Annotated in this window: 23 protein-coding genes; 3 read left to right on the forward strand and 20 right to left on the reverse strand. The window is 49.7% G+C overall.

The annotated features are described in order from the left end of the window. Positions 1-148: 148 nt before the first annotated feature. The 5 genes from INP79_RS12870 to INP79_RS12890 all read right to left on the reverse strand — a co-directional run bounded on the left by INP79_RS12870 (position 149) and on the right by INP79_RS12890 (position 5,746). Positions 149-1,846: an APC family permease gene (locus INP79_RS12870; protein WP_194754669.1), complete on the reverse strand. Its 1,698-nt coding sequence runs from the start codon at positions 1,844-1,846 to the stop codon at positions 149-151. Positions 1,847-1,936: 90 nt separating this feature from the next. Beyond that, a complete protein-coding gene (gene ribBA / locus INP79_RS12875; RefSeq protein WP_194754670.1) occupies positions 1,937-3,121 on the reverse strand; it encodes a bifunctional 3,4-dihydroxy-2-butanone-4-phosphate synthase/GTP cyclohydrolase II in 1,185 nt (394 codons plus the stop codon). A gap of 10 nt (positions 3,122-3,131) precedes the next feature. Next, a complete protein-coding gene (gene folE2, locus INP79_RS12880) occupies positions 3,132-3,929 on the reverse strand; it encodes a GTP cyclohydrolase FolE2 (protein WP_194754671.1) in 798 nt (265 codons plus the stop codon). A 354-nt stretch (positions 3,930-4,283) separates the two neighbouring features. Beyond that, positions 4,284-4,634, reverse strand: coding sequence for a cupin domain-containing protein (locus INP79_RS12885; RefSeq protein WP_019880650.1), 351 nt, complete (start codon positions 4,632-4,634; stop codon positions 4,284-4,286). A gap of 272 nt (positions 4,635-4,906) precedes the next feature. Beyond that, positions 4,907-5,746 carry a TorF family putative porin gene (locus tag INP79_RS12890; RefSeq protein WP_228519982.1) on the reverse strand — a complete coding sequence of 280 codons (840 nt, stop codon included), beginning with the start codon at positions 5,744-5,746 and terminating at the stop codon, positions 4,907-4,909. A 526-nt stretch (positions 5,747-6,272) separates the two neighbouring features. Here INP79_RS12890 and INP79_RS12895 point away from each other — a divergent pair. Further along, positions 6,273-7,286: a helix-turn-helix domain-containing protein gene (locus tag INP79_RS12895; protein WP_194754673.1), complete on the forward strand. Its 1,014-nt coding sequence runs from the start codon at positions 6,273-6,275 to the stop codon at positions 7,284-7,286. Between the two features lie 130 nt (positions 7,287-7,416). On the opposite strand, the gene INP79_RS12900 is transcribed toward INP79_RS12895, so the two are convergent. From INP79_RS12900 to INP79_RS12915, 4 genes are all read right to left on the reverse strand, one after another. Then, on the reverse strand, positions 7,417-8,292 hold the full coding sequence (locus INP79_RS12900; RefSeq protein WP_194754674.1) for an alpha/beta fold hydrolase: 876 nt from the start codon (positions 8,290-8,292) through the stop codon (positions 7,417-7,419). Positions 8,293-8,294: 2 nt separating this feature from the next. After that, positions 8,295-8,915: a LexA family transcriptional regulator gene (locus INP79_RS12905; protein WP_194754675.1), complete on the reverse strand. Its 621-nt coding sequence runs from the start codon at positions 8,913-8,915 to the stop codon at positions 8,295-8,297. A gap of 166 nt (positions 8,916-9,081) precedes the next feature. Continuing rightward, positions 9,082-9,456 (reverse strand): DsrE family protein, encoded by a 375-nt coding sequence (locus INP79_RS12910; RefSeq protein WP_194754676.1) that lies wholly within the window; start codon positions 9,454-9,456, stop codon positions 9,082-9,084. A gap of 110 nt (positions 9,457-9,566) precedes the next feature. Next, on the reverse strand, positions 9,567-10,454 hold the full coding sequence (locus INP79_RS12915; RefSeq protein ID WP_228519983.1) for a LysR family transcriptional regulator: 888 nt from the start codon (positions 10,452-10,454) through the stop codon (positions 9,567-9,569). Positions 10,455-10,588: 134 nt separating this feature from the next. Here INP79_RS12915 and INP79_RS12920 point away from each other — a divergent pair, with 134 nt between their 5' ends. Next, positions 10,589-11,224, forward strand: coding sequence for a pyridoxamine 5'-phosphate oxidase family protein (locus INP79_RS12920; RefSeq protein ID WP_194754677.1), 636 nt, complete (start codon positions 10,589-10,591; stop codon positions 11,222-11,224). Between the two features lie 82 nt (positions 11,225-11,306). Here the strand turns inward: INP79_RS12920 and INP79_RS12925 are convergent, their stop codons facing one another. Beyond that, positions 11,307-11,684: a DUF6232 family protein gene (locus INP79_RS12925; RefSeq protein WP_194754678.1), complete on the reverse strand. Its 378-nt coding sequence runs from the start codon at positions 11,682-11,684 to the stop codon at positions 11,307-11,309. Positions 11,685-11,846: 162 nt separating this feature from the next. Here INP79_RS12925 and INP79_RS12930 point away from each other — a divergent pair, with 162 nt between their 5' ends. Beyond that, positions 11,847-12,236 carry a hypothetical protein gene (locus INP79_RS12930; protein ID WP_194754679.1) on the forward strand — a complete coding sequence of 130 codons (390 nt, stop codon included), beginning with the start codon at positions 11,847-11,849 and terminating at the stop codon, positions 12,234-12,236. A gap of 11 nt (positions 12,237-12,247) precedes the next feature. Here INP79_RS12930 and INP79_RS12935 read toward each other — a convergent pair whose 3' ends face one another. The 10 genes from INP79_RS12935 to INP79_RS12985 all read right to left on the reverse strand — a co-directional run bounded on the left by INP79_RS12935 (position 12,248) and on the right by INP79_RS12985 (position 20,481). Beyond that, positions 12,248-12,706, reverse strand: a complete 459-nt coding sequence (locus tag INP79_RS12935) for a DUF6232 family protein (RefSeq protein WP_194754680.1) — start codon at positions 12,704-12,706, stop codon at positions 12,248-12,250. Between the two features lie 346 nt (positions 12,707-13,052). Beyond that, positions 13,053-14,951 carry a PAS domain S-box protein gene (locus tag INP79_RS15515; protein ID WP_228519985.1) on the reverse strand — a complete coding sequence of 633 codons (1,899 nt, stop codon included), beginning with the start codon at positions 14,949-14,951 and terminating at the stop codon, positions 13,053-13,055. A 175-nt stretch (positions 14,952-15,126) separates the two neighbouring features. Beyond that, positions 15,127-15,471 (reverse strand): c-type cytochrome, encoded by a 345-nt coding sequence (locus INP79_RS12950; RefSeq protein ID WP_370583285.1) that lies wholly within the window; start codon positions 15,469-15,471, stop codon positions 15,127-15,129. A 107-nt stretch (positions 15,472-15,578) separates the two neighbouring features. Further along, positions 15,579-16,427, reverse strand: coding sequence for a quinol dehydrogenase ferredoxin subunit NapH (gene napH, locus INP79_RS12955; protein ID WP_194754682.1), 849 nt, complete (start codon positions 16,425-16,427; stop codon positions 15,579-15,581). Positions 16,428-16,431: 4 nt separating this feature from the next. After that, complete coding sequence (napG, locus tag INP79_RS12960) at positions 16,432-17,112, reverse strand: ferredoxin-type protein NapG (protein ID WP_194754683.1); 681 nt, start codon at positions 17,110-17,112, stop codon at positions 16,432-16,434. Next, entirely contained in the window at positions 17,069-17,593 is a 525-nt protein-coding gene (locus tag INP79_RS12965) for a methylamine utilization protein (RefSeq protein WP_194754684.1), read from the reverse strand. The genes napG and INP79_RS12965 overlap by 44 nt, the downstream gene beginning before the upstream one ends. A 33-nt stretch (positions 17,594-17,626) precedes the next feature. Beyond that, positions 17,627-18,631, reverse strand: a complete 1,005-nt coding sequence (gene mauG / locus INP79_RS12970) for a tryptophan tryptophylquinone biosynthesis enzyme MauG (RefSeq protein ID WP_228519989.1) — start codon at positions 18,629-18,631, stop codon at positions 17,627-17,629. 46 nt (positions 18,632-18,677) lie between these two features. Beyond that, on the reverse strand, positions 18,678-19,241 hold the full coding sequence (gene mauA / locus INP79_RS12975) for a methylamine dehydrogenase (amicyanin) small subunit (protein WP_019883212.1): 564 nt from the start codon (positions 19,239-19,241) through the stop codon (positions 18,678-18,680). Positions 19,242-19,280: 39 nt separating this feature from the next. Further along, the gene (gene mauD, locus INP79_RS12980) at positions 19,281-19,916 is read right to left on the reverse strand and encodes a methylamine dehydrogenase accessory protein MauD (RefSeq protein WP_194754685.1); all 636 of its coding nucleotides are present in this window, start codon (positions 19,914-19,916) and stop codon (positions 19,281-19,283) included. Further along, entirely contained in the window at positions 19,909-20,481 is a 573-nt protein-coding gene (locus INP79_RS12985) for a MauE/DoxX family redox-associated membrane protein (protein WP_194754686.1), read from the reverse strand. Before INP79_RS12985 ends, mauD begins: the two co-directional genes overlap by 8 nt. Positions 20,482-20,483 lie beyond the last annotated feature (2 nt).

Genomic DNA, 20,483 nt, shown 5'->3' on the forward strand with positions numbered 1-20,483 from the left:
GGATCAAACTATGTGTCATTTTCATAGTGATACCCAGGAGAGACAATTACACTCATGGCTTACTACTTAGGTGTTACTCAGTAGCGCTTGACTTTTAAGCATGCAATGCTGGTGAAAATATTGCTTTAAACTTTGCGCATCAGAGGGGTTAAAGTTGGTCGGTATACCAGACCACAAGAATGGCAACGGCAATGGTGACGTAAGGCAGGTGCTCGAAGAATTTTGTATATCTTGGCCGATTCACTTGTACCTGCATGTCGCTTAGCAACTGCGTCGGGAATACGCCTTTATCTTCAAAATAATGGCGGTAAATGAATAAGGGCACGATGAGAGAAGAAAAGAAGAGCCCAGTCCTTAACGTGCCCTCGCCCCAAATTTCCGTACCCATCCCCATGATGGCCAAATTGAGGTAGCCAAGCAGCACGCCTGCGCCCATCAAGATATTTGGTGTTTTATAAGGCCGCTCCCAATGCGGCCTGTCCATGCGATGGATCCAGCCGGCATTCAACACCAGAAAATGATAGATGATATACGCCACGTTGGAAGCCGCTAGCACAAACACATAATCCGACATCATGAGCAGGATGAGGTTATAGGAAAGGTCTGTCCACATCGCCCTGGTCGGAGAACCATTCTCATTGACCACAGATAAATACTTGGGCAACAAACCATCCACTGAGGCTTGGTAAAGTGTTCTGGCCGAACCTGACATGGTGGTCATAATCGCCAGCAGCAAGGTGATGATGAGCATCACCACCATGATATTGGCGATGATTGCGCCGCCACCGACAATGGAAGCCAGCGCACTGGCCACCCCATTCCCCTTATAAATATTGGCAGCGAGCATGCCGTCGTACATGGCCGGTGACTTCACTTCCCCTGCATCCCCGATCACAGCAGGCACCACCAACTCCCCTAGCCCCAAGTGACTTTGAAACGCGATTGGCACCAAGGTAAACACGGCCATACAGAGCAATGCGGAATAAACAATCGCCTTGAAGGTATCCGCCTTGGGATCCTTAAACTCACGCGTGTAGCACAATGCCGTTTCAAATCCATAAGTGGACCATGCTGCTACAAATAATCCGCCCGCCATCAGCTTCCAGCCATCCAGATTCCAGTCGCCATCAATGACATTGCCGTCCATGTCGTATGCTAATGGCGTGAGCGGAAAGAAATGTTCGCTGGCCAGGTCGCCAGTGACAAAAGGCACCAGTCCAATCAACAACAATGGGATGAGCGCCACCAACCCCAACACCATGGTGGTGCTGACTGAGCGTAAAATACCACCGTGCTGCACGGCGAACACCAGCAATAGAAAGGTGGCACCCAGAATGAAGGTTGCATTGATCCTCAGGCTGAGGCCCGCCTTGATCGTACTTAAATCCAGCAACGTGATTTGCCAGGTATTGATCAGCGAGTTTGCATCAAACAGGATGCTTAAAGAGTAGCCTGCGGCTAAACCTGAGCCAATCGCCAGTACCGGCGACCAGGCGGCCCAGTTACACCATACATTCAACGTAGCAATAAACTTGCTGTAGCGTATCCAGGCAACCGCACTATGGATGGACAACCCGCCAGACTTATGTGGGAACAGCCCGGCAATCTCCGCATAAGTAAAAGCCTGGATAAAACCAAAGCTAATCGAGACCATCCACACCAGCCAGGCCGGTTTACCGACGGTTGCCGCGACAGCGCCTAGGGTGAATAAGACCAGCCCCGGCACCCCGCTTGCAATCCAAAAGGCGCCCTTCCAGCCAATGCCTCTATGCAAACCAGTTTGGGCTGCAGGTGCCTGACTGGGGAGATCAGCCGCAACGGAATGATCAGAAGAGGATAAAGTCACTGTGGGTGGCCCAATAGGCGATGCTGGCGTAATCCATGCATTCAGAACCGTCTGCGTTTTTGGTTAATTTAGCGGATGAACAAATTCAAATCATACCGCTTTCTGCCAACTGTCCCTAGTCACGAAATCGGTGACGCTTAAACCAAAACCAGACATGCTTGGTATTTTGCGCGGTTCAGCCATTAAGCGCATATTCAAAACTCCCAAATCTCTAAGTATTTGTGCACCAATCCCATAATCTTTGAGCGTATGCTGGTTGTTTGATGGATAAGCTGCTGAGTGAATTGCATTGATAACATCTCCATTTTTCTCTTCACGCCTTAACATCACAATCACCCCTTCGCCGACCTGACTGATTTTGCGCATCGCATCAGGCAAGCTCCAGCTATGGTGCTTGCTACTCGCGTCCAATACGTCCAGCACAGACAAGGGCTCATGCACTCTGACTAATATACTTTTCTCTTTATTCATCGTGCCTTTCACCAAGGCCAAATGCAGTTCATTCGCCAATGACTCTTGATACGCAATCAGCTGAAAGGGTCCATAAGGGGTTTCAATGAGCCGCTCGGCGACACGCGATACCAGGCATTCTGTTTGGCTTCTGTAACTAATCAAGTCTGCGATCGTGCCAACCTTCAGGTCAAATTGCGCCGCAAACTCCAAAAGATCGGGTAAACGTGCCATTTCGCCATTATCTTTGAGGATTTCACAAATCACGGCAGAGGGGTCCAGATTTGCCAGCCTGGCGATGTCACATCCAGCTTCAGTATGACCTGCGCGTACCAACACCCCTCCACTCTCGGCAATGAGTGGGAAGACATGCCCGGGGCTCACAATATCCAATGGTTTTGCATGTGCCTGTACAGCGGTTTTAATCGTGTGCGCCCTGTCAGCCGCTGAAATACCCGTGGAAACCCCTGCTGCGGCCTCAATAGAGGCCGTGAAGTTAGTGCCCATTTTTGTGCCATTACGGGACACCATCGGGCTGAGGTTGAGTTGTCGCCCACGTTCAGGTGAAATCGTTAAGCAAATCAAACCACGCCCATGCTTAGACATGAAGTTAATCGCCGCCGGAGTCACATGCTCAGCCGCCATCACCAAGTCGCCTTCATTTTCCCTATCTTCATCATCCAGCAGGACAACCATGCGACCGGCCCGGATCTCTTCGATAATCTCAGTAATGGGACTAATGAGCTTTCTGGTTTTTTTATAAGTGACAGAGGCCTTGACTGATGTAGTCTGGTTTAACAAGGCACTTTCTACCGGAATATTCATGATTGCCCTCCTACAGGTCCTGGCTCGTAATACAGGCGTACGCCGAATGATTGTGAATAGACTCAAAGTTTTCACACTCAACAACAAAACTCTTGATACGGGCTTCCTTGTAAAAGGCCGTGGCAATATCCCGCACCATGTCTTCGACAAACTTAGGGTTGTCGTAGGCGAACTCCGTCACATATTTCTCGTCAGGTCGTTTTAACAACCCATACAGTTCAGAAGACGCCTGCATTTCTACTAAACGGATGACATCTTCAACCCACATCAATGTATTGAAAGACACCGTCACCGTCACATGGGAGCGTTGATTGTGCGCACCATAGGCAGATATCTTTTTTGAACATGGACACAGGCTGGTCACCGGAATGACGATGCGTACCTTTAAATCGTGCCCGGCTTCCGAAATCTCACCGAGAAAAGTCACTTCATAGTCCAGCAGGCTTTTGACACCTGACACTGGCGCCGCCTTGTTGACGAAATAGGGAAACGCCATTTCAATGTAGCCGGACTTCGCTTCAAGCTTGAGCGCTGTTTCATGTAACAGCAGGTAAAAATTTTCAAGCGAGATTTCGTGCTCATGATGATTGAGAATCTCGACAAACCTGGACATGTGCGTCCCTTTAAGGTGCTGCGGCAATTGCACATACATATTCAGCAGTGCAATCGTGCCTTGCGTGTCACCAGATTTATCCTTGACCTTAATCGGGTGACGAATCGCCTTAATGCCTACCTTATTGATGGCCAATTGGCGACCATCAGCAAGGTTTTGAACATCTTCTATGGGCAATGGCAGTGGTGAATTCAAGATAATGCTCTTTTCTCAATCAAGTGATTGTCAGTGACGAGGTCTTTATTGCTTTGATATCCATTCCTGTACACCCCCAAAAAAATGGGGAGGCCAACTGGCATTAGCCTCCCCTCTTAGTGCAAGTTCAACTCGGATGTGAGGGGAAATCAGCTTGTTTCTGAACTTGAGATTGAATTTTCAAACTTGTGCGCAAGCATGACAATTGCCATTAAGGATTACTCCGTAAGGATTACTTAGATCTTGATTGCCAGAATCGATTAGGCAGGATAGAAAGAGAGGGCAGAAACGAAACATTCCACGTAATAGGCCATTACGTGGAATGCGGATCAGGAGGTGAAACTTGAAGCGTTATTACAGAGGCGCACGTTGGCCAGTGAAGAAGCCAACTGCTTTATCTGGTGTGCTGAAAGTCACATTGCTGCCTGCTGGGAAATACAATACATCACCCACGGTTGCAGTCACTTTTTGACCGGTGTCATCAGAAATGATGAAAGTGCCTGCTACTACGATTTTCATTTCTTCGTAATCATATGAGTAGCTTAATTCATTACCGGCATGCAGGTGGAAGAAACCAGCACAGATGGTTTTGTCTTTATCTTGAGACACGAATGTATCACCCAGGAACGCTGGTACATTCGGCACATTCATTGAAGGCTGGTCATCTTTAATAGCCTGTTTTTTAAATTGAAACGGTTTACTCATTACAGTTCTCCTTTGGGGTTACTTGAAAAGTGTTTGTATTAAATCGTTTTCAAAATGAACCGACAATTACACCTAAGGGGTACTCTCAAAGAAGCATAAGCAAGCACGCGCTGTTGAATCGAATAGGATGGCTTTGACCGGCACGTAAATAGAGAGCAAGGATGGACGGCATGGCCTGAGTCAAGCCAGCCAGACGAAAAAAGGCCTCCTGCTGATGAGAAAAAGCGCAGGAGGCCAGGGAAAAATCGTATGAATGAAGATTGCGTTAGCGCTTAGAACGTATGCTTTATGTAGCCATAGAACCTGCTTTTATCAAGGTCGTCACCCGACGCATCGACATACCAGCCTTTTTTGGTAATAGAGTGGATGTAGCTAATACCGGCATTCCACCCCTTCGAGCCGGCAAATTCGAATGCGCGACTAATCCCGACTGACATATCCGTGTAGTTGCCAACGCTGTAATTTTCAACCACCTGATGTCCGATGTGAATATTATAGTTGGTATCCGTGGTGGGGACTTTGCCGGTGTAATTGACATCAATGTAGTTTGTTCCTCTTGAGCTACCATGCCCGACAGGCTTTCCTCGGTAGGTGGTTGTGCCAAGAGAATTGGTGTTATAGCCGAACCAGTCCGTCAATGCCTGGTAGTACTTCACATTCAAGCCTTTATAGTCGACCTTTAGAATCATCTCGACCACGTCGGAATTTTCACCGGTGAACGTATAGCCTTGGGGATAGGTAAAATTGAAAATCTCGCCAGTAATCGCAAGGTCTTCTGTAATGGCCTTTCTATACCCAACATAATAATCCGTTTCATAGGTGTTGCCGTAAACCGCATCTCTATGCACAGTCCCGTAACCAAACCCGGCATAAAATCCACTGTCATGCGAATAATCGATGCTCGCATAAAACTGACCGTGTTTTGCGAATGACAAGCCCCTGAACAAGTAATCGCTATACGCGCCCGCCGTCATCGACCAGTGGTGCGGCGAACTCTTTGCCCCACTTTGCTCTTCGTTATCGCGCTGCACGGCCTCTTCAGCCAGTGCTACCGAACTTCCTCCAAATGCCAGGAAGAAGCTACAGACTATGATTCCTTTACTCTTTTCCATGTACTCCCTTTCAAATCGCATATCATATTTTTAATAATTACTTATTACTGACCGATGCCTAAAAGGTGAGGCTATTCGCCAAGATTGATTATTTGAACTACGTTGAATACTTTTATTTTTTGAACTTGTACTCACTTCATCTTTTATTGAATATCCTCAACAACGCCTGATCGCCATCAGCAAATAAATAGTGCAATGATGCAATTCAACAATAGCGAGGTTATTTTTTTAAATATAGAAAGAACTGGCATGCAGTTGCATTTAGAGCTACCGCGATGACTGTGATGCCACTTTTTACTACCACCTGCCGGTTTTTACCATTCCCACTAAGTCTTAATACCTTTGAAGTATTGCCGGGGTGTATTTTTCGAGATAAGTTAACCCTCCTACATAGATCAAGACACCGGATATCAAAACACTGAGCGTCCTGATAAAAACAAAAAGAGCTAACCAGCTGAATTCATGAGAGAAATCAGCGAACAAAAGCTCATGCATATGACGGGTGTTGTCAATTAGGAGCAAAAACATGGGGAATTGTGACTTTTTAGAACGAACTGACATCATTGCCAGTACAGACTTTCATTTGATTAAGCGTGAGTCTTCCGATGTCATTGAGCAAGCAGAAGCTTTACCCTTTTGGTCGCAGGATTACACGCAGCTTGGAAAGGGCGGATTCTCAGGCTCCATCAAGAGCATTCATCACAGCGGTATCCAGATTTTTAGCGAGAAGATGAACCGCGCGGTCGACCAAATTGCCAGCGCGCCTAAAGATTGCCTGGTCATAGGATTGCCCACCATCGTTGAGGGTGACTCAACCTGGGGACTGCTACCTGTGAAACCCCTCTCTTTAATCACACTAGGGAAAAATACCGAGTTGTATTTCAGAACTTCTGCCAACTCTGAAATCATTGCAGCGGTGATTCCCATCAGCAGGATGCAAGCCTTCGCAAAGAAAATTGAATGGTCAGGATTTGAAGAGGCCGTCAGCACCATCAAACCTGTAGAAATGCTACACAACGAAGCCTCCGGTCGCCTGTTAAAAACACTCACATACGGGCTTCACTCTGTTTACGAGGACTCAAATAAAGCGCACCGGAATGAAAGCTGGGAAAACTATGAAGAGGATTTACTCGCCTCATCTATGCATGCTCTCATGCTGGCCAGCAAAAATGCTCATCCATTCTATTTTGATCACAAGATTCCAAGATATATCGTCAACCGGGTCAGGCATCTCACTCTATCGAGAGACGGCTTCCCGTTAAGCATTGACGAGATATGCGACCATTTGCGCATTCGGCGTAGAACGTTGAACTCAGCATTTGCACGCGCATTAGGCATTACACCATTAACCTATATGCGGAATCTCAAACTCCATAAAGTACGCATGGATTTAATCACTTACCCCAGTGAAAAAGCCAGCATTTGCGAAGCGGCCTCAAGATGGGGCTTTGTCCATATGAGCCTTTTCTCAAAGTACTATAAAGAACTGTTTGGAGAGTACCCAACTGAAACACTGCAGCGAGTGAGGACAAAAGAATAAGTGTCATCACTGTTAAGCACGCGCCGAGAATTAGCGGTGAAGATCATCCTGCCATCAAAGGATGGTCAACTGAGGATGACCATTGCTCACTTTCATCCGTTCCGGCGCACCATCAGCAACTTATCCACCCCTAATACGCGCGTGCCGCATGAACAGAAAATCTGCTTGGTGTTTCCATATGTCGTGGCGTGATTGATTTCGGCTTTAAGAACGCATCAATCGCAGCCGCTAAACGTTCAGGCTCATCATATGGCAGCCCATGCCCGACATCAGGAATGAGTTTGTATTGCAGGTCTGGGTTAAGTGCATGCAACTCACGGGCGGTTTCGGCAGAGACGATGCCTTCGCTGCCCAGTACCAATAAAGTAGGGACGTAAATATTGCGTACCAATTCATCAAATTCCGGGTGCGGCGGAATCAGCACATCGAAAGCACGCGGATTGGTGCGGAACCTGGCTTGTACAATATGTTCCAGCATCTCAGATGAACGATAGCGATATTTGGCTTTGGCTTCTTTAAATAACTCTGATTTACTGGAGCGCAATATCTGGCGGTGCTGTTTCACTGCCTCACGTTCATCCAATTGGCCCTGCCACTCAGGGCTGATGAATGTCGGGTCTGCCAGCACGATGCCTTCAATCGCAAAGCCTAAGCGGCTGGCAACCATGGCGGCGGTCATGCCGCCCATTGAGTGGCCGAGCAGGTAAGGCGATTGAATGTCTAGCGTTCTGATCAGTTCGATCACGTCATTGGCGTGGTCTTGATAGGTGTATCCATGCAGAGGGGCACTTGACTGACCATGGCCGCGCGCATCCGGCATGATAATGTCAAAGTGGTCTTCAAGCTCACGTGCCAATTGTGACCAGCACGCGCCACTGGCGGTGAGATCATGCAGCGCAATCAAGGTGGGCTTGTTGCCGCCTGTTCTTAAATAGTGAATATTGATGCCGTTTGCCCGGCACACGGCATTCGTCCAGTTGGCTGAAATAATGTTTTTACGTGTCATGATTAAAACTTTCTGAAAGATCCGGTGACAACACCCCAGATGGCGAACTGCATGCGGCCCTGGATGAGAATGGGTTCATATTTACCTGAGGAGTTGGCCGGCAATAACTTGGGATCACCGTTCTTCTGCTTGGCTAAGGTCTTGATCGTGAACTCACCATCAATCATTGCCAGCACGATGTCACCTATCGAGGCCTGCTTTCTTTTATTCACAATAGCCTTATCGCCGGGGAGCAAGCCCGCTTCGATCATCGACTCCCCCTGGATCGTGACAAAAAAGGTATTTGTCGGGTCATCAATCAGGTAGCCATTGGGGTCCATCCGCGACTCTTCATCGCTATCTGCCGGGGATGGCAACCCAGCGGGCACCTTGGACTGATACAGTGGCAGGCTTAAGTTATCCAGCTCTTCACATAGCTGTGTAAACTCCGCGACACTATCCAGCTGGCCTTCCAGTTGTTGAAGGCGCTGCTTCTTCGCATACGCCTCCAGAAAATTGGCGATGACCGGCTTTTGGCTGTCAGGCACACGAATGACACTGGTATTTTCCTTATAGGTACCCGTCCCAAGCTTGCGTCCTGAACCAGGCCGTTTGCCACCATTTTTTTTGTCTTCACTGTCCATGGATTTTATTGTAACAACAATCAGTTTTTATTGTAACAAAAATCAGATTATTTTATGTAAATAGTCTGACATCAGGCGAGAACGGCAAATCAAGACTGCAAAAAAATCAATGCACTCACAGCCAGACTCCTTTAAATAGTGGCCTAGTTGTGAGGTTTTAATATTATTAAAAACTGAAAATCGTGTACCCGTCATGTGATAACTGGGCGATGCTTGGCAGTCCGGAGGTTCCTGGCACACTGTTATCAGTGACCAGATGAAAGCCGTTTAGCTCCGCATCCTCACGCGCACCGAATACATCTGCACATCCGCATGAAACACCGACGACCACATCGGAGACTGCCGCGTAAAGTTGATATAGCGGATGACCAACTTTGGTGACATGGCTGACCCAACGCGTACCCGTACCTTGAAAATAAATAGCGACTTCTATGTTTTTCTGCTTGAAGTCGTAGGCGGCGGCCAGGCCATTAAATGCGCGGCCTAGTGCGTCTTCGCCGCCGTGTGTTGGGTCTGAAAAAATAATGATGGCTGCTTTCATGTGGTTCTCCTTTGATCAGGTAATGTCGTGATTGACACCAGAATTTTAGGAGTGGAAAGCAACTGGAAAAACGACTCAGCGAGAAATGGATTGTTTCGCTGAGCGTAATATCATTTGGGATTTAAAGTTGGCTGACGACGTAAATACTCCACCATCTCATCTATAAAACGACGGACTTTAGAAGAACCTAATTTGTCTTCCCGGTGCACCACATGCACCGGCCATGGCGCTTCTTCAAATGGCTCAAGGATCAGGCGCAAGGCATCACGATCTACCTCGTTCCATACTTGATATGACAGCAGGCGCGCGATGCCTAGTCCACCTGTTGCAGCAGCTAAAGCCGCATCATTGCTGGTGACAGTCAGGCGCGGATCCATCCTGACCAATAAAGGCTCGCCATCGGATTGAAAGCGCCATTCGGTATGCGGTGAAACGGCACTTGAGGCGATAATGGCATGCTTGGCCAGGTCAGCGGGCAATTGCGGCGTACCAAATTTTTCGAGATAAGCTGGCGATGCGCATAGCACGCGTCTGACCTGCCCTACTTTAATGGCCCGCAACCCGGAGTCAGGCAAGTGCCCGATACGGATGGCCACATCCATGCCTTCATCGACCAGATTGGTCACGCGGTCGACTAAATGCGCAATCATTTTTACCTGCGGATAACGTTGCATGTAATCAATCATGCAAGGCATGACAAACAGACGCCCGAACATCACCGGCGCGGTGATGGAAAGCGTGCCGCGTGGTGTGGTGTTACTGTCTGCGACCGCTTCATTGGCCTCTGCAATACTGGCCAAAATGGCCCGCACATTGTCGTAATACTGGCGGCCCGCATCGGTGAAGCGCACATTACGCGTCGTTCTTTGTAATAACCTGGCGCCAAGTTGTTCTTCCAGCGCCACAATCGCACGCGTCACTGCAGCCGGAGAAATATCCAGTTTGCGTGAAGCAGCCGCAAACCCACCCTCCTCGGCAACACTCGCAAACACTCTCATTAAGTGAAACTGGTCGATGGTCTTTCTCCCATTACGTTCTCCGGGCGAAATAATGTATTGCGGCTAGCCCTGATTCTCTCATTCACATTATTGACTAAAATTTGCCCATGCGTAAACAAAGCCAGGAGAAAATCATGACGACACATTTGGTTGCAGATTTAGTATCACCCAGCGATATCGTGTTCACCCCGGCGGTGAAAGCCAGACAAGAAGAAAATGGCTCAAGAGCAGGTTATGCGAAATTCGAGAGCACACGTGGCTGGGAGTCTCGCGTGACGCCTGTGCTTGCCGAGTTTATTGCTGAGCAATCCAGCATGTATATGGCGACTGCCAATGCCCAGGGGCAACCTTATATGCAGCATCGCGGCGGCCCGCGTGGTTTTTTACATGTGCTCGACGAACAAACACTGGCCTTTGCGGATTATGCCGGTAACAAGCAATACATCACCGCAGGCAATCTGGATGAAAACCCGAAAGCACAGCTATTTTTGATGGATTATGCCAATGCGCAACGCATCAAAATCTGGGGAGAAGCCAAGGTGGTGACTGGCGACCATGACTTGGCGGCCCGCGTCTCTTCGCCGGATTACCCGGCCAGGGCGGAGCGTGTGATTGTGTTTACGATCAAGGCCTGGGATGCGAATTGTCCTAAACATATCCCCAAGCTTTTAAAAGTAGAGGATGTCATGCCCGCGATTCAGGCGCGTGATCAAAAGATTGCCGCCTTGGAGGCACGACTGAAAGAGTTAGAGCAGAAACTCTCGGGGTGATAAGTGTCCGTTTTGCATCGGCCTGTGCTTCATGATTGAATGGCTGCGGAAAACGCAGCCATTCAACAATCTCAAATAGTGCCTAGCTGGCATCGCCTCTTAAAGCAATCGCCACATTCAAAGCTGTGAGCACGTTTTCTGCATCCAGACTGCTTTCACTGACTAGTGCCTGGTGCTCACCTGCTGGCGTGTGGATGACGATTGAATATCTGGGAGTGGCCAGGAACCATAGCACACCTCCATAAATAATGGAGAAGATACCAACGAGCGGCAGGCTGCCGCTACCAAACAACAGCGCCAGGCCACCGAATAGACAGACGCGGGCGAAGCCGAGTTGGGGCTTGAGGATTCTGCGCTCTATGGTGGTCACGCTTTTAATGGCGATGGTTTTACCGTTAACAATAAAGCGACTGTTACTGACGCTTACGCCTTGATGGCTGAAATAGATTGCTTCTTCCATAGCGCATCTCCATTGTTATCGAGGAATAAAATTTTAACACTAAAATGTCAATAATTAACTATTGATAACAATTAAGTGAGGATTTTTGGTGACGAGTAACCGCTATACTGACCTTGAATAAGGTGCAAACCCTGTGTTGGCACAGACATAAAGGATACCGATATGCATCAAAAAACGTTTCTGGCAAAAGATGGCCAGACTTACACCCTAAATCTCAACGAAACAGGCGAGGAAATTGTTGTCTTACTCAATCGCGAGCAGGTTGGTGTGATTGATTTTCAGTTTAGCAAGGGCATACAAGGTGCCGAGAGCTACCTGATCACCGTGCTGGACCTGGAAAAGTGTAAACGCAAAGGCATAGGCGAGGCGTCACTCAGGTTTCATCAAGCCGTTTTCCGCCGTCCGTTAAGGGCCAATGGCGACATTCGGGAAGGCAGGCAATCGCAAGAAAGCCAGCTAACAAAAGAAGGCAGCGGCTTTATTGGCCATATGCGCGCCAAAGGTGTGATCGAACTGATCGATTTTCACGGCGCCTTCAGTGAAGACGAGTAGCAAGTACCGCCTCACTCAATAAGTGGCGGTGACATCGGCGGAAAATCCGTATGCGTGACGTGAGATGTCCCTCGCACATGCGCAGCGCCACTCACCGCAGATACGCCTCGATTAATCAACGCCGCATCCAGCGCCCGAATGACCTGCTCAATATAGCGGCTATTGTTATCTTTCAGTACCTTATGCTCGCCCGTGGCAGTCTTTATCACCACAACATAGCTCGTTTTGACAAATAGCCAAGTCATCGCACCAAGCGCAATTAAACAACCGCCCACGACAAATAGCGCGCCTTCGGTCAGCAGAAATAATAATCCGATAGAGAGAATGAAAACCGCCAGACTTCGCGGCGGCTCAACCACACCCAGCTGCACTGAAATAATGTCACGTATGTTGTATATATAGCCGCTGGCGATAAAGCGGCTGTCGCTGATGATGACACCACCATCACTGAAAAATACTTTTCTATCCATGGTTTGCTCCTTTAGAGCTATCTAGACGGGGGCGAGTCAGGGATAAAAGAGCAGCAATCACGAAGACACCCACGCACACTACGTGTTACGTTGTGAATCTATACGACTACAAACGCATGCCACTGAAGTAAAAGCGCTACTAGGGAAGCACGAGAAAGAGGCTTAAAACGACAACTAAAAACAATGACTTAAGTGAGAAGACCTCAAACAACCACAAAGAGGAGAAGGTAAAGGGGGGTTCCGAGAGGGTTTGGATTAACTATACGCCCATGCAGGACGCCATGTATATTATTTTCATACGTTAAGATCACTGGCAGTGGCAAGTCGAACCTGCCTCAATAACGACCTACACCGTTTCAACCATAAACACGCCATTTTTGCCGTTTTTCTTGGCTGTGTACATGGCTTTGTCCGCTTGCCGGATCAATTCGGTCGGTTGCGTCTCTTGAGAATGCTCACTGGTGTAATAGGCGATACCGATACTGACGGTGATATTTAAGGTCACCTGGTTAAAATGAAACGGCTCAGAAATCGCACGCAGCACTTTTTCTGCAATCCTGCTCGCGTCAGCGACCTGGCCCACCCCCTCCAGCACAATGATGAACTCATCACCGGCATAGCGGGCCACCGTGTCAGACTGGCGCGTGGACTTGTCTATCCTGTTGGCCACTTCGCGCAACAGCATGTCGCCCACATTGTGGCCATAGGTATCATTGACTGCTTTAAAGCCATCCAGGTCAACAAATAAAATAGACAGCGTGGTTTGATTAGCTTTAGCGCGCTGCACGGCAATAGGCAGAATTTCTTCCAACTTGCGCCGGTTCGGCAGGCCGGTTAATGGGTCATTGCGAGCCTCATTTTTGAGCAAGCTTTCGAGTTGTTTTCTATCGGTAATATCGCGCAAAAACGAGGTGAACAGGACTTGCTCATTGATCTCCAGCACGTTCACTTGCAGCTCAATCGGGATACGTACGCCATCCTTCCTGATCGCCTCCAGTTCGATGCGCTTGCCCATCATGTCAGATTTCTTTTCCAGCGCGAACCGCCGCATGCCTGCACGATGCGCCTGCTGCAACTCATTCGGGATAATCAGTTTATCCAGCTTGCGGCCGATCGCCTCTTCATCGCCCCAACCGAAAATATGCTCAGCCTGCTTATTCCAGGCTTTGACAATCCCGTCAGCATCCATGCATACATAAGCATCGTTGGCATTATCCAAAATGGTGCGCAGCTCTAGCTCTGCGTTTTGCAACAACTGCTCCGAGGCCGTTTTTTCCTGATAGGCTGCCAGCATGGCCTTGTTTGCCTGCTTGAGCTCTTCGGTACGCTGGCTCACTTTATCCTCCAGCGTTTTACGCAGCAATGTCAGCGCGATTTCTGTCTCTTTGGCGCTTTGAATATCTCTGACAATCGCCACAAAGTAATCCAACCCACCAGTAGCGGTGAGCTGCTTGGTCACGGTCAGCTCCACCCAAACCACGGTGCCATCTTGTTTAATATATCTTTTTTCGAGCTGATAACAATCTAACTTGCCAGCGACTAATTGATCCAGCAGGTTTAAATCAGTGTTTAAATCCTCAGGTAAGGTAATATCCTGAAACGTCAGCGTCAATAAATCCGCCCTGGAATAACCAACAATGCGGCACAACTCCTCGTTCACTTCTAGCCAGCTGCCGTTTGGCTTGACCATGGCAATGCCGATGGCCGCATTTTCAAACAGGGTTTTAAACTTGCTTTCGGAGGTTTGAATCGACTGCTTGGCTTCCAGCATACGCTCACGGAACTGCAGCTCCCTTGTGGCAAGATGCGCCAGGTCATTCAGTGCCGCTAACTCTCTTTCAGTGAGTTTCTTGGGCTTTTCATCAATGACACAGAGCGTGCCTAGTGCATAACCTTCCAGGCTTTTGATCGGGATGCCCGCATAAAAACGGATATTGGGCGCATTCAATACCAGCGGATTATTGGCAAAGCGTTCATCAGTCAGCGCATTCTCTACAATCAGCTGCTCACCGCTTTCAACGGCATGCGTGCAAAAAGAAATGTCGCGCGCGGTTTCTGATACCTCAACCCCATGCTTGGATTTAAACCATTGCCGATGTTCATCCACCAATGAAATCAGAGAGATCGGCGTCTCAAGAATCGTTGAGGCAACGCGGGTAATAGTGTCGAAGAAATCTTCAGGCTCAGAGTCGAGTAACCCTAACGCGTAGAGTTTTTCCAATCGTCGCTGTTCATCATTCAACATTTTTGCGCTCACATCTTGTTCGGTATTCAATACCTGAAATAACGTCACAGAAACGAAAAAATTAACGCTTCTTAGCTAAAAGTCATGGTTTATTGACTGAAAAACAGACTCGCGTCCGCCACAGGCATAAAAAAACGGGGCAAAAGCCCCGTCAGAATGGAGATCAACCATTTTCTTATAAAGAAGTAATCCACTGCACCACTTCTTTGAATTCGTCATCGCTCAACTTGCCCGCGTTAGGTGGCATAGGCAACACACCCCAATTACCACGGCCGCCAGTTTTAATTTTTTCGATTAATGTGGCCTGTACATCCTGGCCTTTATATTTGGCAGCCACGTCTTTAAATGCCGGACCAACCTTGCGGCTATCGACGTTGTGACAAGCCAGGCAACCGCCTTTGTCGGCCAGTGCTGTGCCATCAGCCCAGGCGGCTTGTGAGGTCAAACCCAGCGCGGCAATAAACAGCAAGCTGGTAAGGCCAGGCATGGCTAACCATGCATATTTTGATTGAGTGTTCATCATGAAATCCAGTGTATTTGGTAAGAGAATTCTAATGGTCAATACCGATGTCTGATGGCAAAAATCGGCATCACCTACCAGCATTGTCATGCGCCTGAAACAAGCTGTTAGTCACTGCTGACGACGGGGATCCCTTTAAAGGCACTTGTTTTTTTAAAACTCAGGTTCATGGCGAGTGCGCCGGTGGAACACTGGTCCAGGCAAGCCCCGCAGCGGGTACAATCACCATGCGTGACATACGTTGCTTTTTTAGAAACCACTGGCGCCAGCACATGCGGCTCAGGGCAGACTTTGATGCATTCGGCACAGCCGTGGCAGGCGCCTGCCTGTGTGGCTTTGACGCGTAAACGGCCTACCCGGCCCAGCTCGGAGTAAAACGCACCTACCGGGCAAATATGGCTGCACCAGCCACGGCGCGTGACAAAAATATCGAACAGGAAAATACTGGCCAACACGGTGGCACCGGCGACGGAACCCCACATCAGTTCGCGCTGGAACAAGGTAATCGGGTTAATCGTCTCCCAGGCCAGGGTGCCGGAAAGCAGCGACAGCAGTAGCGATAACACCAAAATCGCCACCCGCAGGTTCTTCGACAAGGTGTAATTGCTTTTGATATTGAGCTTTTGCCGCAGCCAATAAGAAAGGTCAGTCACCAGGTTAATCGGGCACACCCAACTGCAATAAATACGGCCACCCAACAACAGGTAAAACACGGCCACAATGACCACACCAATCAGGGCAGCTTTGCCCAACGGCGCCCCGGCAAACAACGATTGTAGCCAGATATAAGGGTCAGTGAGGCCAATGCCGAACCAGACACTGGAAGACAAATTACCTTGCGCAAAATAACCGCCCGCAGCTAACTCAACGGCAAAGGCGGCAATAATCAGCAACTGCACGATACGCCGGCTGAATAGCCAGCGATTGCGATAGAGCACGGCTTGCAGGCGTCGCATAGGTTTACCAGCGTCCTACCGATTGCGCGCCTTCAACGCCTAAACCTAACTCACGTGGCAGCACGCGTATGGCCGCTTCCGAGAGCACACAGTGTTTTTCACAGGTGCCGCAGCCGGTGCATTTGCTGCTATCGACGGTGGGAATCTGCAATACGCCGCGTTCATTTTTAATCGACTTGAGCGAAATCGCCTCACCAATAATCGGGCAGACGCGCACACAAATACTGCAAGTGAGGCCTTTGTAATTGAGACAGGTCTCATGCCCGACCAATACCGCCACGCCCATATCGGCTTTTTTAATATCGGTCAGTAATGGGCTCAATGCCCCTGTCGGGCAGGCACGTGCGCACGGGATATCCGGACACATGCGGCAAGGGTCCCTGCGGCCAACAAAATAAGGCGTGCCGGTCGGTGCCGGATCACTCCAGCTGGCCAGGTGCAAAATATCATAGGGACAGGCTTCTACGCACAAGCCACAGCGGATACAGGCGGCATTAAACTCCGGCTCAGGCAAGGCGCCTGGCGGCCTGAGTACGCTGGCGGCACGCGCCGGACGTGAATCGAGCACCGCTTTACCAAACATGGTAATGACGGTCGCCGCGCCTAACTGGCGGAAAATTTTGCGAAAAACTTTACGCCGTTCAGGCTCGGCGATTTCTGCTGCTACAAATGTTTTGTCGGCCATATAGAACCTCCTGACGGGTGAGCCTGGGTGAATCAGACTTGGAAACAGAAGAGGACACGTTCACAGCATTTACCAGCAAATTGGCGCGAATAATCGGATGTATCCAGCATTGCAGCACAAACTCGCCTTTGGCATCGGCGGGCACTTGCCAATGGACAGTGGTGCCCGGGGTTTGCACCCCCAGATTCACCATGGTGCCGTCCGGGTAAGTCACATAAATGCTGTGCGAAATATCCGAACGGTTGCGGATGGTGATGGTGTCGCCCGGTTGCGGCTCAAAATCCACAGGCGCAAACTCATGGTCAGACAGCGTCATGCGATGACTATGCGCAGGATCACCAGCAGACTGTTTCAACGGCGCGTGACTCGCCGCGCTACAGCTGGCGAGATACAGTGCCAGCAACACCAGCAAGGCATACAGGCCTATCCAGGCGGACAGTTTGCGCGATGCGCTCATTAATCCAGGCAAAAACGTTTTCATCTACCCACCACCCTCACGACCATTCAACGATTGCTATTCAGGCATCACTGGTGCCTGCACCTTCAGGGCACCACCGTCCAGACTTTGGATAAAAGCGATCAGGTCACTTTCTTCCAAGTCTGACAGTTCAAACTTTTGCATATCCTTGGAAAGGCTCTCGCGCTGGATGGCCTCACTTTTGTAATGCTTGATCACGGTTTTCAGGCCACGGATGGAGCCATCATGCATATAAGGCCCTTCAATCGACAGGTCGCGCAAAGAGGGGGTTTTAAACGCATGCTGCATCAAGGTCACTTGTGCAGGTACTTTGGCGCCCCGGCCTAGATCTTTGCTCGGCAGGCCAATGTCATGAAAGCTATCGTCGGTAAACCGCCATGAACTATGGCAAGCCACACAATTGGCTTTATTTTTATCGTTAAACACAGCAAAGCCACGTTTGGCGGATTCGCTGATGGCCTCTTCGTCGCCTGCTACCCAGCGGTCAAACGGGGCAATATTGGACACCAGCGTACGCTGGAAACTGGCCAGGGCCTGCGTGATCCGCTGCTGGCTAATACTGTCATCGCCAAAGGCCTGGGTAAACAAGGGGCGATAGCCCTGAATTTGCTGTAAACGACTCACCAGACTGGCGAGGTCAAAATTCATTTCGTGTGCGGTGGTGATTGGCAACACGGCCTGTGCTTCAAGGGTGCTGGCGCGGCCATCCCACATGAGTGCACTCAACCATGCACTGTTTAATACTGTCGGCGTGCGACGGGCATTGCTGACGCCTTCTGCCTGCAATGGCAACGTGCGGCCATCACTCCAGCGCTGGTCTGGGGAGTGACAAGTGGCACAAGCCATCCCGCCTGACCTTGAAAGGCGCTGGTCGAAAAACAGGGTTTTTCCCAGCGTGGCTTTTTCCACGGTCAGGGGGTTAGACAGGGGTGATGGAATACTGTCTGGCCGCTTGAATTTTTCCCTCGGAGGAAGATTTGCGGACCAGGCAGTATTCGCCACCATCAGCGTGCTTACGATTAGAACCCAATTTCTAAACAAGATTAAGCTTCTAAACCACATACTGATTTTTCTTTGACAACAAGCGCTAGCTTGCTTTACCCACAATCGGTGAAATGGTGCAGTGATACGTCATGGCATCATTGTCAGCACCAAAGCACCAGACGATATCGTTGTTGAACTCAGGGCGGTACACCGGCAATTCACCTTGTGTATTCACGCAGTTACAACGGCCGCAAGTTTGCTTACCACAGCAGTCACGGTAGGCAATCAGGTAAGTCTGCTGATCACCCGGGTTGTAACAACTGGCCACCCATGAGCTTGGTGACAGACTGCTGCCTGGTGGGCAAGACGTCAAAGTACCGCCGCAGCAGTCACACAGGTTGCCGTCGATCGTACAATGGCGCCAGTAGTCACAAGCCTTGGGGTCTTTGTCCTGCGGCTTGAAGCCACTTCTGGTCAGGTTACCCGTGGTAGCTGCCTGCACTTCACCACCCAGGCGTGAGCGGCGGTCTACCGGCAACAATGGTAACAAGGCAGAACCGACCAGGAAGCCACCCAGGCGGCCGATAAAGCCACGGCGGCCGGTTTTGCTGGCGGTGGTCCGTGCCAGCTTCTCAATTTTTGAGTCAAACCCAGTTTCTTTTTTCATTTCGTTTACTCTCTCCGTAATCAAGACGTGAACCAGCGCTTAATGCACTTTGTTCGCGGTCACTTGTTTAAATTTAGGGGCAGTGTTTTCATCCTTGAGGTAGTTCTGCAAGGTTGAGTGGCCATGACGGATAGTCTCAAACAGGCTTTCTACATGCTCACGGGTATTGCACAGGCCTTTAGCCAGGATTTTGCCGTCCTGATCCAGCAACACGCCGTAAGGTACTTTTGATACTTGGTAGCGCATGCCAATCTCGGCAGAAACCACATACAACTCACCATCCAACGGGTGATCCTTGAGGAACTGGCGATGCTCAGCCTGGGTACCGTCACTGATCAGAATCACGTCAGTCTCTTCAATCGCTGCCACTGAGCGAATGATAGGCAACAGTTTCTGGCAGATCGGGCAGGATGGGCCGGTAAACATCAGCAAGCTTGGGCGGCCCGGGGTGATGGAGCGGCCGACCAGCACTGGCTCGCCGTCGAAGGTGTTCACGTTGAAAATCGGTGAACGTTCGCCGACATCCGGACCGTGGTCTATCATCATGGCGCCCAGCGGTGCTGAACGTTCATGTAACAAGCCAATTTGACGGATCACGCCCAGCATTAATGCTGCCAATGCCAAAAATGCTCCCCACAACAGCACATTTGATGCAATCAAGATTCCACTAGTCATTTGAATTTCCTTTATAGATTTCTAATTTATGTTTGGTCGCTGGAAAGCCAACCATCAGGTCTGCCGCCATGTAAATCAGTGACAGCATGACGGCCGAAGCCAATGCAGTCAGGGCTGATTCGATGCTAATGCCAGATATCTCCAACGGCACTGCAGCGACATACAAGCTCATTCCAGCCAGGGCCAAGGCTCTCAGCACGTGAAACATACCGATACGGCTCATGCTGGTCGGGCGGCGCACACAACCACAATCAATGTGGGTGCGGCCACGGCCGACATTCACCGCAATGGCGAAAGAGAACAGCATGAACAGCCCGGCAGCCACACAGGCGGCCGTGGTGCGTAGTGAAGGCACCAGCAAGGCGATTGCGCATCCCAGTTCCACCCATGGCAATAACTTGGCAAAAGGTGCAACCAGAAAATTAGGCAAAAGCTTGTAGTTGGCCACTACGCCCAGGAACTCATCCTGACTGCGGAGCTTGGGAATTGCTGCTGCTGCGAGAATCAGCGCCACAAACAATGACGCGAATATCGCAACGGTAGGATCATTCACCATCGAGTCCATAT

Source organism: Methylophilus sp. QUAN (assembly GCF_015354445.1).
Taxonomy (GTDB): Bacteria; Pseudomonadota; Gammaproteobacteria; order Burkholderiales; family Methylophilaceae; genus Methylophilus.